The organism is Pseudomonas sp. PA-5-4B, from assembly GCF_021606215.1.
In the GTDB taxonomy this organism is placed as follows: Bacteria; Pseudomonadota; Gammaproteobacteria; order Pseudomonadales; family Pseudomonadaceae; genus Aquipseudomonas; species Aquipseudomonas edaphica.
The window spans coordinates 1-15272 of the sequence record NZ_WKDB01000004.1; the positions used below are offsets into that span (position 1 = coordinate 1).

13 protein-coding genes are annotated in these 15272 nt (G+C 61.7%); 9 read left to right on the forward strand and 4 right to left on the reverse strand.

Features of this window, described 5'->3' with window-relative positions:
* Both GIW28_RS03445 and GIW28_RS03450 read left to right on the forward strand, forming a co-directional pair.
* A partial coding sequence (locus tag GIW28_RS03445) for an ATP-binding protein (protein WP_236490385.1) occupies positions 1-2128 on the forward strand: 2128 nt, incomplete at its 5' end.
* A 134-nt stretch (positions 2129-2262) separates the two neighbouring features.
* On the forward strand, positions 2263-2685 hold the full coding sequence (locus GIW28_RS03450; protein ID WP_017138999.1) for a hypothetical protein: 423 nt from the start codon (positions 2263-2265) through the stop codon (positions 2683-2685).
* Here GIW28_RS03450 and dkgB read toward each other — a convergent pair.
* A complete protein-coding gene (gene dkgB, locus GIW28_RS03455) occupies positions 2682-3500 on the reverse strand; it encodes a 2,5-didehydrogluconate reductase DkgB (RefSeq protein WP_186617368.1) in 819 nt (272 codons plus the stop codon). The genes GIW28_RS03450 and dkgB overlap by 4 nt on opposite strands.
* A 275-nt stretch (positions 3501-3775) precedes the next feature.
* On the opposite strand from dkgB, the gene GIW28_RS03460 reads away from it, so the two are divergent.
* The gene (locus GIW28_RS03460; protein ID WP_017139001.1) at positions 3776-4171 is read left to right on the forward strand and encodes a carboxymuconolactone decarboxylase family protein; all 396 of its coding nucleotides are present in this window, start codon (positions 3776-3778) and stop codon (positions 4169-4171) included.
* Positions 4172-4180: 9 nt separating this feature from the next.
* Here the strand turns inward: GIW28_RS03460 and GIW28_RS03465 are convergent, their stop codons facing one another.
* The 3 genes from GIW28_RS03465 to GIW28_RS03475 all read right to left on the reverse strand — a co-directional run bounded on the left by GIW28_RS03465 (position 4181) and on the right by GIW28_RS03475 (position 7840).
* Positions 4181-5008 carry a hypothetical protein gene (locus tag GIW28_RS03465; RefSeq protein ID WP_236447009.1) on the reverse strand — a complete coding sequence of 276 codons (828 nt, stop codon included), beginning with the start codon at positions 5006-5008 and terminating at the stop codon, positions 4181-4183.
* A 310-nt stretch (positions 5009-5318) separates the two neighbouring features.
* Positions 5319-5897 carry a helix-turn-helix domain-containing protein gene (locus GIW28_RS03470; protein WP_017139004.1) on the reverse strand — a complete coding sequence of 193 codons (579 nt, stop codon included), beginning with the start codon at positions 5895-5897 and terminating at the stop codon, positions 5319-5321.
* Positions 5885-7840 carry an oxidoreductase gene (locus tag GIW28_RS03475; RefSeq protein WP_236447010.1) on the reverse strand — a complete coding sequence of 652 codons (1956 nt, stop codon included), beginning with the start codon at positions 7838-7840 and terminating at the stop codon, positions 5885-5887. Before GIW28_RS03475 ends, GIW28_RS03470 begins: the two co-directional genes overlap by 13 nt.
* A 132-nt stretch (positions 7841-7972) precedes the next feature.
* On the opposite strand from GIW28_RS03475, the gene GIW28_RS03480 reads away from it, so the two are divergent.
* From GIW28_RS03480 to GIW28_RS03505, 6 genes are all read left to right on the forward strand, one after another.
* Positions 7973-8731 (forward strand): class II aldolase/adducin family protein, encoded by a 759-nt coding sequence (locus tag GIW28_RS03480; RefSeq protein WP_169987093.1) that lies wholly within the window; start codon positions 7973-7975, stop codon positions 8729-8731.
* A 41-nt stretch (positions 8732-8772) separates the two neighbouring features.
* Positions 8773-9411: a TetR family transcriptional regulator C-terminal domain-containing protein gene (locus GIW28_RS03485; RefSeq protein WP_236447011.1), complete on the forward strand. Its 639-nt coding sequence runs from the start codon at positions 8773-8775 to the stop codon at positions 9409-9411.
* Between the two features lie 150 nt (positions 9412-9561).
* Entirely contained in the window at positions 9562-10353 is a 792-nt protein-coding gene (locus GIW28_RS03490; RefSeq protein ID WP_169987095.1) for an enoyl-CoA hydratase/isomerase family protein, read from the forward strand.
* Between the two features lie 31 nt (positions 10354-10384).
* On the forward strand, positions 10385-11545 hold the full coding sequence (locus GIW28_RS03495) for an acyl-CoA dehydrogenase family protein (protein ID WP_236447012.1): 1161 nt from the start codon (positions 10385-10387) through the stop codon (positions 11543-11545).
* A gap of 18 nt (positions 11546-11563) precedes the next feature.
* Positions 11564-13672, forward strand: coding sequence for an acetate--CoA ligase family protein (locus GIW28_RS03500; protein ID WP_176991992.1), 2109 nt, complete (start codon positions 11564-11566; stop codon positions 13670-13672).
* Positions 13662-15269, forward strand: a complete 1608-nt coding sequence (locus GIW28_RS03505) for a 5-guanidino-2-oxopentanoate decarboxylase (RefSeq protein WP_236447013.1) — start codon at positions 13662-13664, stop codon at positions 15267-15269. The genes GIW28_RS03500 and GIW28_RS03505 overlap by 11 nt, the downstream gene beginning before the upstream one ends.
* Positions 15270-15272 lie beyond the last annotated feature (3 nt).

Genomic DNA, 15272 nt, shown 5'->3' on the forward strand with positions numbered 1-15272 from the left:
GTACTCGATACTGGACAAGGCGTTGCTGAGCATCCCGCCTCAGGAAATGGATGAACTGATCAGCCAATGGCGCACCGATGTCATCATCGAAGACCATTGGCTACGCCATCGCCGCACGATTATCCAAGGATTCGGCCTGGCAGCGGTATTGCTGCTGATCACCCTGGGATGGGCGATTTACCTGCGCAGCCTGATACGCAAGCGTGCTCAGGCCGAACGCGCGTTAAGTGACCAGATGCGCTTTATGGGCGTGCTGATCGACGGTACGCCCCACCCGATCTACGTGCGTGATCGCCAGGGGCGGCTGATGGCCTGCAACAGTGCCTACCTGGACGTGTTTGGCTTCAAGCTTGAAGCGGTGATCGGCAAGACGGTGATCGAGACCGACACCGGCAACCCGCCGCAGGCCCAGTCATTCCATGAGGACTATCTGCGGTTGATGGAGCGGGGCGAACCGCAGATTCATGATCGGGTGCTCAGGTTGCCTGCGGGCAAGGTGTTGACCATTTACCACTGGATGCTGCCGTACCGTGATGGCGACGAAAATGTCGTGGGCATGATTGCCGGTTGGGTCGATGTGAGCGAGCGCCAGCGTCTGCTGGGCCAGTTGCAGGAAGCCAAGGAGGACGCTGACGCCGCCAACCGTGCCAAGACCACGTTCCTGGCGACCATGAGCCACGAAATTCGCACCCCCATGAACGCGGTGATCGGCATGATCGAGCTGGCGCTGGCCAACGCTGAACAAGGGCGCGCCGACCGTGACGCCCTGGAAGTCGCTTCGGTGGCCTCCCACGGCATGCTGGACCTGATCGGCGACATTTTGGATATTGCCCGAATTGAGTCCGGCCATTTGTCTTTGTCCCTTGAACCGGCCAACCTGCATGAGCTATTGAAGTCGGTGGCGCGGGTATTCGAAGGGTTGGCGCGCGCGAAAGGCCTGGCGCTGCAAGTAGAGCTTGATCCGCAGATGGATTGCGCGGTGTTGATCGACCCGTTGCGATTCAAGCAGGTGGTGTCCAACCTGCTGAGCAATGCCATCAAGTTTACCGACCACGGCCGGGTGCGCTTGGGCGGCCGCTGTGGGTTGGCATCGGACCCCGGCCAATTGAACCTCACCTTGTGGGTAGAAGACACCGGCATAGGCATCAGTGCCGAGGACCAGCAGCGGCTGTTCAACCCGTTTATCCAGGGCAGCAATACCGAGCAGTCGGCGCGCAGCGGCTCGGGCCTGGGGTTGGTGATCAGCCGCACGCTATGCGAAATGATGGCGGGGAAACTGCAGTTGAGCAGTACGCTGGGGCAGGGGACACGGGTGGACGTAGCACTCACGTTGGCCACCACAGCAGCAATAGCGGCCGAGGTTTCGGCTACGCCGGAACCTACCCGTCCCGTGCGTGTTTTGGACATTCTGGTGGTGGATGACTACCCGGCCAATCGCCTGCTGCTGGCCCGGCAGCTGAGCTTTCTGGGGCATCGCATCAGCACCGCCGAAGATGGCGTCCAGGGCTTGGAACGCTGGCAAACCCAGCGGCCGGATGTGGTAATCACCGATTGCAACATGCCCCTCAAGGATGGCTATGCCTTGGCGCGTGAAATCCGTGCGCAAGAGCGTGAGCATGGCTTGCCCGCCTGCCTGCTGCTGGGGTTTACCGCCAATGCCCAGCCGGAAGAAACCGAGCGCTGCCGGCAGGCGGGCATGGATGGTTGCCTGTTCAAGCCTGCCGGGCTTGAGGACTTGCGCTCTGCGCTGAGCGTCTATGCGCTCGGCCCTGAGTCACCCGACGCTGGTCCAGGGTTTGATTTAAAGGCTTTGAAGGTCGTCACGGGAGACGATCACGCCGCGCTCAATGAGCTTTTGAGCGCCTTGCTCGACAGTTTGGAGGCAGACCGCGCGATGCTGGCGTTGCTGGCGCGTCAGCATAGTTTTAGTGGGCTGCATGACCTCGCACACCGCGTCAAAGGTGGGGCGCGAATGGTCAAGGCCGAGCCATTGATAGCCAGTTGCGAAATGCTGGAGGCGGTGTGTGAGCGACAGGAGCGCAGCACATTAGGCGCGGCTGTTGCAACAATTGACACGGCAATTGCTGATTTGCACCAGCGCATGGGTGACTATTGCAAGCAGGCCTGACTGCAGTTGAGGGGCATTCGGTGAATTTGGGAGAACTCCTACATGAAGGGGGAACATGCCTGATTTTGTCTTCGGTATATGTCTGGAGAATGGGGCACGCTCACTGACGAGCGCTGCCAGCCCAGGGGTTCGCCATGCCGAACAAAGCACTGACCATCCTGATTGCCGATGAACAACACCTGCAACGACTGTACATAGAAAAAATGCTCAATCAGTTGGGTTACCACCGCATTGTGCCGGTGCAAACCTACCAGGAAGTCCAGATACTCACCGCGATCCCTGCCGAGCCCTTCGACGTATTGATCATTAATGCGGGGCTGGCGCTGCAGGCTTGCGGGCCGCAGCCTCAGGTGCGGCATGTGCTGCTCTATGACCATCAGGAACTGGGCGAACCGGCTGATACTCAGCCTGCGGTGCTGGTGCGGTTGCCGGGTGTGCCGGACAGCGTCAACCTCGAACACTTCATGGACATCATCGACCCACCCGCAGCCACGGCGGGCCTGCGGGTGTTGCCATGGCTGCGGGAATTATCGCGCAAACCGCTGGCCGGGGTTTAGTCCCACTTCGGCGCAATGCCTTTGGGGCTGGTTAAACGGTGGCCACGCTCCAGGGTTGCAATCTGCGCCATGTCGGCAGCGCTCAAGGTCAGGTGCAGGGCCTCGAGATTGCTTTGCAGGTTGACGCGTTTGGTCGACGACGGGATCACCGCGTAACCCAATTGCATGGCCCAGGCCAGCGTGACCTGCGCCGGTGTGGCTTGATGGCGCTCGGCGATCTGCTGGATCACCGGGTCTTTGAGCACTTCGCCATAGGCCAGGGTCATGTACGAGGTGATCTGGATACCCTGGGCGGTGGCAAAATCCACAACCTTCTGGTTTTGCAGGTAGGGGTGCAACTCGATCTGGTTGGTGGCGATGTTCTCGGCACCCACCGCAGCGATTGCCTGCTTCATCAAGTCAATGGTGAAGTTGGAAATGCCGATCTGGCGTGTCAGTCCCAAGCGCTTGGCTTCCAGCAACTGGCCCATGAATTCGGCGACCGGCACCTGGTCTTCCGGCGATGGCCAGTGGATCAGCGTCAGGTCGAGATAATCGGTTTTGAGTTTGCGCAGGCTTTCGCGCAGGCTCGCAATCAACTGGCCTTCGGCGAAATTGGCGATCCAGATCTTGCTGGTGATAAACAGCTCATCACGCGCTACGCCGCTGTCGGCAATGGCTTGGCCGACATCGGCTTCGTTCTCGTAGATCTGCGCAGTGTCGATGACGCGGTAGCCCAGTTCCAGGCCGGTGCTCACCGAGTCGATCACCACCTGGCCTTGCAGGCGGAAGGTGCCGAGGCCGAAGGCGGGGACGTTTGGGGTTGGGGTAGACATCAGTAACTCCAGAAGGGGTGTGAACAATGGAGTCGAGTATCCGCCCGTCGTTCACTCGGAAAAACCGCCCATTGCGAAAAGGACTCTTAACCACAAGTCACGAATGCCCGCGGCCTTGTCAGGGTGAGCAGGCTGTGCCCAGCACGCTGATTCACAACAGCACGGGTTCGCATGACCGCTGGTCAACTTTGTCACCCGATGCTTACCGGCTTCACTTGCCAGCCATGGGTGTGGCGCGGTATTCCAGAATGCTTTATGCCAGCCTTGGAAAGACCATGACCCAACACCTCACCGAATACTCCGACGCCAGCCCTGAAGTGCGTGCGGTTTACGACGACATCATGCAAACACGCAAGGTCGACCAGGTGAACAACTTCTGGAAATGCCTGGCCGCCCACCCGCCGACGTTGCGCCGCACCTGGGAAAGCCTCAAGGAAATCATGGCACCGGGAGCTCTCGACCCGCTGACCAAGGAGTTGCTGTATGTGGCGGTCAGCGTGACCAACAATTGCCCGTATTGCATCGCCTCCCACACCGCCGCCGCACGCAAGGCCGGCATGACAGACGAGATGTTTGGCGAATTGCAGGCCGTGGTCGGCATGGCCAACGAGACCAACCGCCTGGCTACCGGCTACCGTGTACCAGTGGACGATATGTTCAAGTGGCCGTGATACCCAGCTTCATGCGCAGATGCGCGAGGCTTCTGCCGGGCGCGCAGGGCGGTGGTGATAGAACTGCCCCTGCTGCGCCTTTCGGCTTCTGCGGGACTGGGAACGGATCCATGTGGTGAAGTCAAAACGAGTGGCCGACACGACGTTTTCCTGAACCAGCAGGATCGGCCTGGGGCGGTTTATAGGGGCGTGGTGAGTGTGGAGCGTGACCTCCAATGTGTCCTTGTCCCGGTACCCGCTGAGTATGGGCACCAGGCTGAACCCCTGACCAATGCCTTCGGACTCCGTGGGGGTGCCTGCGAATACTACAATCCCGACATAGACCTTCCTGTCGCTCAAACTGAACATGCACGGCACACACTTGACGATGGACTCTCTCAATAAAAGCTTGAATGGCGTGCCCTCAAGAATACCCAGCGAAAGCACGTGGTAGAGCTGCGTGTCGGTTTCCAGCTTCAGCATTTTCTTCTTCGCGCGTACATATAGCCTTGCCCAGAAAAAAGGAATCGCCAGAGTGGTCATGCCCGCCTGCAACATGAAAACCCATAGCGTGCAGTTTTTCTCATTGGCAATGTCGAGTTGTACCAATAGCGTACCCAGTTTTTGGCTGTAGTCCGCCGCAACTTCATGCCCGGCGATAAAGGCTGCTTGTTTTGATAACGTCAGCAGGGCAGCACTCAAAAACGTGGCAACGATTAGGCAGAGCATTCCGAGCCTTGCTACCTGCAGGTAAAGCAACTGTCCCTGGAATCGGTGCAATCGCAAGTAGAAAAACGGGTGCCTGAGGCAGACCAGATAGCCACTGACCAGTAACGGCACAATGATCAGCAGGCCCATGAGTCGTCTGACTCCATTTTTTGCACTTGGCGCAGAGCGTCCCTGTAACCCTCTGACGCGATAACCTCATCGATGTCCAGGCCGATGCCTCCACGTACGACCTTCCAGGTTTTACGGGATTTGACATCCCTTACTCGATCCCAATCATCCTGAGTCGGTTTCCCAAACAACAAATGCAATAAAGACATGGCGACAACCTCGAAAAGAAGTAGCCATTTTTATAGCAAGCGACTGGGTGCCTCACCACTGATGGCAAGCCGCGCCACTGTCGCCAGTTCCCGTAGGAAACGTCTGCATTTGCTACAGCGGCCTAAAATGTCGGGGGTGTAATCACCCAGATCACCACTGTATCCACCTTGCCCGGGTTGCCATACCGGTGCGGCTCGCTGCTGGCAAAGCTGAAACTGTCGCCTTCAGCCAACAGAAAATGCCGCTCACCGACCCACAGCTCAAAGGTGCCGCTCAACACATAGCCCGCTTCTTCGCCTTCATGGCTGTAGCTTTGCTGGCTGTAGGTGCCGGGTGGGAAGCATGAGTGCAGGATCTCCAGTTGGTGGTTGGGCAATGGCGTCAGCAGTTGGTCGACGATGCCATCTTCATAACGGATGCTTTGACGATTGTTTTTACGTACCACATAGCCTTCATCCGCTGGGGCAGGGGCGGCCTCGCTGGCAAAAAACCACTGGATAGTCACGCCCAGGCTGCGGGCGATATTGAACAGCGCCGGGATCGATGGGTACGCCAGGTTGCGCTCCAACTGGCTGAGATAGCCGGCGGTCAGTTCACTCAGTTGCGCCAGTTCGGTCAGCGTCAGGCCGCGTGCCTTGCGCAGGCCGCGAATGCGCGTACCGAGAAACAGTGGCTGCGGTTCGTCGTTCAGAGTTTCCACGCTACCTTGAGTCCTTCGTAGATCGCCTCTTCGGCGGTGCGCGGCGCCAGGCAGTCGCCGATGCGTTCAAACGGCACCAGCCCGGCAAGCGCCGTGCCCAGAGTGTCCACTGGCTGATGGCCCTGGCACAACACCAGGCTGTCGACGTTCTCCATCAGCATCGGTTCGCCGCTGGCGCTGTGTTGCAAGTAAACCGTGCTGTCGTCGCAGCCGTAGAGGCGGGCATAAGGGATGATGGGGATGCCCAGGCGGTGCAGCTCGCCCGCCAGTTGGTCGCGTACATAGAGCGGCAGGTTTTCCCCGCAATGCGTGCCATTGACCGCCAGTTGCACCTGATGGCCGGCGCGCACCAGACGCTCGGCGATACCGGGGCCGATCCAGTCGCAGCGCCAGTCGACCACCACCACCGAACGGCCCAAGGTGACCTGATCGCGTAACACCTGCCAGGCATCGACTACTTGCAGCTCGCCGCCTCGCTCGAATGCCGGCCAATAGGGTTCGGCGCCGGTGGCGATGATGACGTGATCAGGTCGCTGTTGTTCCACCAGGGCGCGGTCGACGCGGGTATTGCGCAGCACACGCACGCCTGCCAGCGTCATCTCTCGTTGCAGGTTGGTACTGGCGCCGCCGAATTCGCTGCGCCGTGGCAGCAACTGCGCCAACAGCACTTGCCCGCCCAATTGCCCGCTGGCTTCAAACAAGGTCACGTCGTGGCCGCGTTGCGCGGCCACAGCGGCAGCTTTCATGCCGGCCGGGCCACCGCCGACCACCATGATGCGGCGGCGTTTCAACGTCGGTTGCAGGTTACCGTAGTGCAGCTCGCGCCCCGTCTCGGGGTGCTGGATGCAGGAGATTGGCAAGCCCTTGTGAAAGTGCCCGATACAGGCCTGATTGCAGGCGATGCACGCGCGGACATCCTCGGCGCGGCCGTCGAGGGTTTTGGCCGGCATCAGCGGGTCGCAGATCAGTGCGCGGGTCATGCCGCACACATCGGCCTGGCCGCGCGCCAGGATCAGCTCGGCCTCCTGCGGCTGGTTGATCCGCCCGGTGACAAACAGGGGTATCGACAGGCTGGCTTTGAACGTCGCGGCCGCATCGGTCAGGTACGCGGCGGCGATGGCCATGGGCGGCACGATATGCACTGCGCCGCCCGTGGACGCCGAGGTGCCGGCGACGATATGCACATAATCCAGCTGCGTTTGCAGGTGTTGCACGGCCTCCAGGGATTCGCTTTCGGTAAGGCCTTCGCTGTCGCGCTCATCGGCAGAAATGCGCAGGCCGATGATGAACTGCGGGTCGGTCGCGGCGCGCACGGCCGCAATAATTTCCCGCAGGAATCTCAGGCGCTGTTCAAGCACGCCGTTGTAGTCATCGGTGCGCCGGTTAACCCGTGGGTTGAGAAACTGCGCGGGCAGGTAGCCGTGGCTGGCGACCACTTCCACGCCATCAATGCCCGCCTGATGCAAGCGCTTGGCCGCTGCTGCGTAGCCGCTGACGATCTCATCGATCATCGCCTGGTCGAGCGCCCGTGGCATCACCCGAAACCGCTCATTAGGCACTCCCGACGCCGAGTACGCCACCGCCAGCAACCCGTCTGCCGACTCCATGATCTCGCGGCCCGGGTGGAATATTTGCGACAGCACCACGGTGCCCTGAGCGTGGCAAATATCGGCTAACTCACGATAGCCGTCGATGCATGCGTCGTCGGTGGCCATCAGCACATGGGAGGTGTACCGCGCACTGTCATGCACGCCCGCCACCTGCAACACAATCAGCCCCACACCGCCTTCGGCGCGCGCACGGTGATAGGCGATCAATTGCGCATTGACCCGGTTATCCGTCGGCATCGAGGTGTCATGCCCGCTGGACATGATGCGGTTCTTCAGACGTTTGCCGCGCAGTACCAAGGGTTCGAACAGATGCGGGAAGGCAGCGTGCGACATGGTGCGGATACTCCAGGCGCTGTTATTGTTATTTTTCTAGTAAGAGGCGAGCGCCAGTAAAAAATCAACTTGTTTTTTTACTGACGGCTGGCTTAGCGTCGCCTTTACCAACCCCGTGCCTGGAGAATAAAAATGACTCACTCCACCGAGCAGCAACTGCGCGAAGAGCTCGCGGCCTGCTATCGATTGATCGCGCACTACCGCATGAGCGACCTGATCTTCACGCATATTTCGGTGCGTATTCCCGGGCCGGAACATCACTTTCTGATCAATCCTTATGGGCTGATGTTCGATGAAATCACCGCCTCCAACCTGGTCAAGATCGGCCTGGACGGGCAGGCGGTCGAACCTTCTGCTTATGCCGTCAACCCGGCTGGTTTTGTCATTCACAGCGCCATTCATGGCGCTCGCGAAGACGCCCAGTGCGTGCTGCATACCCACACCCGTGCCGGCTGTGCGGTGGCGGCGCTGGAGTGCGGTTTGTTGCCGGTCAATCAGATCTCGATGGAGTTCTACGGCAAGGTTGCCTACCACGACTATGAAGGCGTCGCCCTGGACATGCACGAGCAACGCCGGCTGGTGCAGGACCTTGGCGACAAGCCGGTGCTGATGCTGCGCAACCATGGTTTGTTGACGGTGGGCGCGACGGTTGGTGAGGCGTTTCTGCGCATGTATTACCTGGACAAGGCCTGCGATATCCAGATCGCCGCGCAGGCCTGCGGCAAGCTGATCCTGCCGCCGGCTGAGGTTTGCGCTTACACCGAGCAGCAATTCAATAATCCCAACCGATCGCTGGAGGAGGGCGAGCTGACCGATGTGAATGCCATGCAGCTGGCATGGGCGGCGTTGCTGCGGATGCTGGATCGGGTGTCGCCCGGTTACCGCGACTGAGGTAGAGTCGTGCAGCCGACTCAACCGAAGGACACCGCCCCATGACTCAGGAATCGCGTTTCTCCCGCATGGAGCCGCAATTGCGCAAGGCCAACCTGGTTCAGGCGACGCTGACGTGCCTCAAGCGCGATGGCTTCCAGGGCGCTTCGATCCGCAAGATCAGCGCTGAGGCCGGGGTGTCGGTAGGGCTGATCAGCCATCACTATTCGGGCAAGGATGAGTTGGTGGCCGAGGCCTATCGCACTATCACCGCCCAAGTCATGAGCCTGTTGCGCGAGACCATGGCCAAGGCGCCGCCGCAGCCGCGTGAGCGTTTATCGGCGCTGTTCCGTGGCTCCTTTTCAGCTGAACTGCTCGACCCACAGCTGCTGGACGCCTGGCTGGTGTTCTGGGGCGCGGTCAAGACCGTGCCGGCGATCAACCAGGCCCACGAGCATTCCTATGGCGAGTACCGCACCATCATGCGTTCGGCGTTGGCGGACATGGCCAAAGAGGAAGGCTGGGAGCAATTCGACGCTGATTTGGCCGCCATCGGCTTGAGCGCGTTGCTCGATGGCTTGTGGCTGGAGTCGGGGCTCAACCCCGGCACGTTCACGCCGCAGCAGGGCATCCAGATCTGCGAAGCCTGGGTGGACGGCCTGCAAGGCGGCGGTCGCGCGCGCTACCAGCTCAAAGCCTGAACCTTCCCTGCAGCGCCTGAACGCTCTATTCGGGCGTTTTTTTTCGCCCTGAAAATATTTGCAGTTTGCCGATTGCCTCCTTGCTGAACACTCGTTTAGTATCTCGCCATGTCGCACCCCTCACGCCAATTAAAATAATTCGAGGAAGCCATGACTACCGATTCGCCCGTGCTCACTCAGGTGCAAGCTGGCGTTGCCTGGATCACGCTCAACCGTGGCCCGCAGCGCAATGCACTCGACATCCCGACCCTCAACTACCTGCATGCGGTGCTCGACGCGTTCAACACCGACCCCAGCGTGCGGGTGGTGGTGCTCACCGGCAGCGGCCGTAGTTTCTGCGCCGGTGCCGACCTGGCTGAGTGGGCCGACGCCGAGTCCCGTGGCGCCCTGGAAACCTACGGCTGGACCGAAACCGCTCACGCCCTGATGACCCGTCTGCATACCCTCGACAAACCTACGATTGCTGCGATCAACGGCACCGCCGTCGGCGCGGGCATGGACCTGACCCTGTGCTGCGACCTGCGCATCGCCGCCCAGTCGGCGCGGTTCAAGGCCGGCTACACCAGCATGGCGTATTCGCCGGACGCTGGCGCCAGTTGGCACTTGCCGCGCTTGATCGGCAGCGAGCAGGCCAAGCGCCTGCTGTTCCTCGATGAGCTGTGGAGCGCCGAGCGTGCACTGGCCGCCGGGCTGGTGGGCGAAGTGGTCGCCGATGAGCAGCTGCATGCCCACGCAAGCGAGCTGGCCACGCGCCTGGCCAACGGGCCGACCTTCGCTTTCGCCCAGACCAAAACCCTGATCCGCGAAGGCGCCGGGCGCAGCCTGCCTGAACAGCTTGAGGCCGAACTGGCCGCCGGGCTGCTGTGCGGGCGCAGCGACGACGGCGCTGAAGCGCTGCGTGCCTCGATGGAAAAACGCCTGCCGGTTTTCTCCGGTCACTAAGCCCACACAGGAAGCACACACAGGTAGCGCCATGAATTTCCAACTCAGCCAAGAACAAGACATGTTGGTGGACGCGGTACGCAGCTTTGTTGCCAGGGAATTGCTGCCCCATGAGGACGCGGTGGACCGTGCCGACGCGGTTTCGCCCGAGCTGGCCGCGCAGATTCGCGACAAGGCTGTCGCTGCCGGTTTTTATGCCTTCAACATGCCCGAAGAGGTGGGCGGTGGTGGCCTGGATTACCTGTCCCAGGCGTTGATCGAACGCGAGTTGTCCAAAGTCTCGTGGGCGCTGCATGTGTTTGTCGCGCGCCCGTCCAAGATTCTCATGGCCTGCACCGGCGCGCAGGTCGAGGACTACCTGTTGCCGTGCGTGCAAGGCAAGAAAATTGACTGTTTCGCGCTGACCGAACCCGGCGCCGGCTCCGACGCCAATGCGATCAAGACCCGCGCCGTGCGCAGCGGCGATGACTTCATGATCAACGGCAGCAAGCACTTCATCAGCCACGCCGGCCATGCCGATTTTGCCATCGTGTTTGCCGTCACCGACACCTACGAACACAACGGCCGCCAGCGCAATGCGGTGACTGCATTCCTGGTCGATCGCGGCACGCCCGGCATGACCATCCGCCGTGGCCCCAAGTGTGTGAGCAACCGCGGTTATCACACCTATGAAATGTTCTTCGACGACTGCCGCGTGCCAGCCTCCAAAGTGCTGGGCGAAGTCGGCAAGGGGTGGGAGGTCGCCAACGCCTGGCTCACCGCTGGCCGGGTGATGGTCGCTGCCAACTGCGTCGGCCAGGCCCAGCGTGCGCTGGAGGTGTCGCTGCAATGGGCGGCGGACCGCAAGCAGTTCGGCCAGCCCATCGGCACCTACCAGGGCGTGAGTTTCAAGCTGGCCGACATGGCCACGCAGATTCGCGCCGCCGAGCTTCTGACCCTGCACACCGCCTGGAAGATGGACCAGGGCAGCATGACTGACGGTGAGGCCGGCATGGCCAAGCTGTTTGCCAGTGAAACCCTGGGCAAGGTAGCCGATGAAGCCGTGCAGATCTTTGGCGGCATGGGCTTGATGGATGAAGGGCCGGTGGAGCGCATCTGGCGTAACGCGCGGATCGAACGGATCTGGGAAGGCACGTCGGAAATCCAGCGGCACATTATTGCCCGTGAACTGTTGCGGCCGTTGTTGCGCTGATCGGCGCGGAGAACGCTTATGTCCCAGGCTATTCGCGACAACCTCAAGCGCCTGCTGGCGCCCCGGCACCTGGCTTTTGTCGGCGGGCGCAGCATGGCCCGCGCCCTCAAGCGCTGCGCCGACGGCGGTTTTACCGGGCCGATGTGGCTGGTCAACCCGCAGCATGACAGCCTCGACGGCATCCCGTGTGTGCGTCGGGTTGCCGATTTGCCTTACGGCCCGGATGCGGTGTTTATCGCGACTAACCGTGAGCTGACCTTGGCCTGTGTGGCCGAACTCGCCGCCATCGGCACCGGCGGCGCCATTTGCTACGCCTCCGGGTTTGCCGAAACGGGCGTCAGTGGTGCGGCCTTGCAACAGCAGCTTGTTTCAGCGGCGGGCGACATGGCCTTGCTCGGCCCCAACTGCTACGGCTTGTTGGACTATTTGCACAGCGCCGCGCTGTGGCCGGTGGCCCACGGCGGCAAGGCGGTAGAGAAGGGCGTGGCGGTGCTCACCCAGAGCGGCAACTTTGCCTACAACCTGTCGATGAGCGACCGCTCGCTGCCCATTGCTTATATGGCGTCGGTGGGCAACCAGGCGCAGTTGGGGGTTGCCGAGTTGATGGACGTGCTGCTCGATGAGCCGCGCGTGACCGCCATCGGCCTGCACCTGGAAGGCTTGAAGAATGTGCCGGGGTTTGCCCGCGCGGCGCACAAGGCGCTGGAAAAAGGCATCCCGATTATCGCGCTGAAAACCGGCGTGTCGCAGATCGGCGCCGAGTTGGCCCTGAGTCACACCAGTTCGCTGTCTGGTTCCGATGCGCTGTACGACAGCCTGTTTGCGCGCCTTGGCGTGATCCGCGTGAGTGGGCCGGTGAGTTTTGTCGAAACCTTGAAAGCGGCGGCCTGCGGCAATCTACCTGGCGGCAATTGCCTGATCGCACTGGCCTGTTCCGGTGGCGACGCGGGGCTGATTGCCGACTACGCCGAGCGCAACCAACTGGCCTTGCCGAAGCTCGACGCAGGCCAGCGCGCGGAACTGGCGCAGGTGCTGCCCAGCTATGCCAACCTGGTCAACCCATTGGACTTCACCACCGCCATCTGGGGCGACCGCGAGGCGCTCGAACGCATGCTCGAAACGGCCCTGCGCACCGATGCCGATGCGGCGATGCTGGTGCTGGATTACCCGGCCGAATTCACTGGCGAGCGCAAGGAATGCGACCTGTTGCTGGCGCTGTTTTGCGCTGCGCTCAGTCGTCATGGCAAAACCGGATTCGTCACCTCGGCCTTTCCCGAATTACTGCCGGCCCATGCCCGCGAACGCCTGCATGCCCACGGCATTGCCGCGCTGCAAGGGGTGGAAGATGCACTGGCTGCCTGGGGGCGGATTGCCGACTATCAAAACCATCGCCGTGTGTTGTTGGAACGCGGCGAGTCGATCCTTGCACCGCTGTGCCCTCAGCCTCTTGCGGGCCAAGGCCTGGCGCTGGATGAATGGGCGTCCAAACAAGCCTTGCGCGCCTTTGGCTTGAGCACGCCAGCGGCGGTGCTGAGCACGCCAGGGCGCGCCATCGCAGACGCCAAACTCTTGGGCTATCCGTTGGTGCTCAAGGCCGTCAGCACCGACCTGCCGCACAAAACCGAAGCCGGTGCAGTGGCGCTCAACCTGAAAGACGGTGTCGCACTGACCGCCGCGCTGGAGCAGATGCGCGAGCAAATCGGCGCTTATGCGCCGGGCATTGTCTTTGATCAATTGCTGTTGGAAAGCATGGCTACAAAGCCCTTGGCCGAGTTGATCGTGGGCATCAAACGTGAAAATGACTTTGGCCTGGCCCTGGTGATTGGCGCCGGTGGCATCCTCGTGGAGTTGCTCAAAGACAGCCGCAGCCTGCTGCTGCCGACCACCGATGAGGCGATTCGCAACGCCGTGCTCAGCCTGCGCAGCGCGGCCTTGCTGCAAGGTTTTCGCGGGCGTGAAGTGGCGGATATGGATGCGTTGGTGGCGGCCATTCGCGCGGTGGCCGATTACGCCTGCGCCAACGCCGGGCAGTTGCTGGAACTGGATGTGAACCCATTGTTGGTCAATGCCCACGGCACGCTGGCGGTGGATGCGTTGATTCGCCTAGGAGATGAACATGCAAGATAAGACCCTGACCGGCGGCCAGGCCCTGGTGCGGTTGCTGGCTAATTATGGCGTCGACACCGTGTTCGGCATTCCCGGCGTGCACACCCTGGAACTGTATCGAGGCTTGCCCGGCAGCGGCATTCGCCACGTGCTGACACGCCACGAGCAGGGCGCCGGTTTTATGGCCGACGGCTATGCGCGGGTCAGCGGCAAACCGGGCGTGTGCTTTGTGATCACCGGGCCTGGCGTGACCAACGCCGCCACCGCCATCGGCCAGGCCTACGCCGACTCGATTCCGATGTTGGTGATCTCCAGCGTCAACCACACCGCCAGCCTCGGCAAAGGCTGGGGCAGCCTGCACGAAACCCAGGACCAGCGCGCCATCACCGCGCCGATCACCGCGTTTTCGGCGCTGGCCTTGAGTGCCGAGGATTTGCCCGAATTGATCGCCCGCGCCTATGCGGTGTTCGACAGCGAGCGGCCACGGCCGGTGCATATTTCGGTGCCGCTGGATGTGCTGGCAGCGCCGATCAAACGCGACTGGAGCCATGAAGTCGTGCGGCGCCCGGGACGCGGCCTGCCATCGGCCGAGGCGCTGGAGCTGGCCGTAGCCAAGCTCGCGGCGGCCAAGCAACCCATGATCATTGCCGGTGGCGGCGCGCTGGCGGCGGGTGATGCGTTGCAGCGCTTGAGCACGTTGTTGGCGGCGCCGTTTTTCAGCAGTGTGGCCGGCAAGGGTTTACTGCCGGTCAATGACCCGCTGAATGCCGGTGCCACCCTGTGCGTGGAACCCGGCTGGCAACTGATCAGCCAGGCGGATGTGGTGCTGGCCGTCGGCACGGAAATGGCCGACACCGATTACTGGCGCGAGCGCTTGCCCATCACCGGCGAACTGCTGCGCATCGATATCGACCCGCGCAAGTTCAACGATTTCTACCCTTGCGCCGTGGCGCTCAAAGGCGATGCCCAACAGACCTTGCTGGCCTTGCTCGAACGTCTGCCGCCTGCGCCGCGTAACGCCGATGCGGCAAGCCAAAAGGTCGCGACATTGCTTGAGGCGGTCGAGCGGGGGCACCGCTCTTTGCAGACCATTCACCAAGGCATTCTTGAGCGTATCGAGGCCGAGCTGCCCGCCAACGCATTTATCAGCAGCGACATGACCCAGTTGGCCTACACCGGCAACTACGCCTACCGCAGCCGCGCCCCGCGCAGTTGGCTGCACCCTACCGGCTACGGCACCTTGGGCTATGGCTTGCCTGCCGGCATTGGCGCCAAGTTCGGCGCGCCGCTGCGTCCGGGCCTGGTGTTGGTGGGCGATGGTGGCTTCCTCTACACCGCCCAGGAACTGGCGACCGCGGTCGAGGAACTGCACAGCCCGTTGGTGGTGCTGCTATGGAACAACGACGCCCTCGGCCAGATCCGCGACGACATGCTCAGCCTGGACATCGAGCCCATCGGCGTGCTGCCACGCAACCCGGACTTTGCGCTGTTCGCCCAGGCGTTCGGCTGCACCGTGAACCAACCCAAAAACCTGGATGAGTTGCAGACGGACTTGCGCAACGGTTTCAAACGCAATGGCGTGACCTTGATCGAGCTCAAACATGCCTGTGCCTGTTGACCT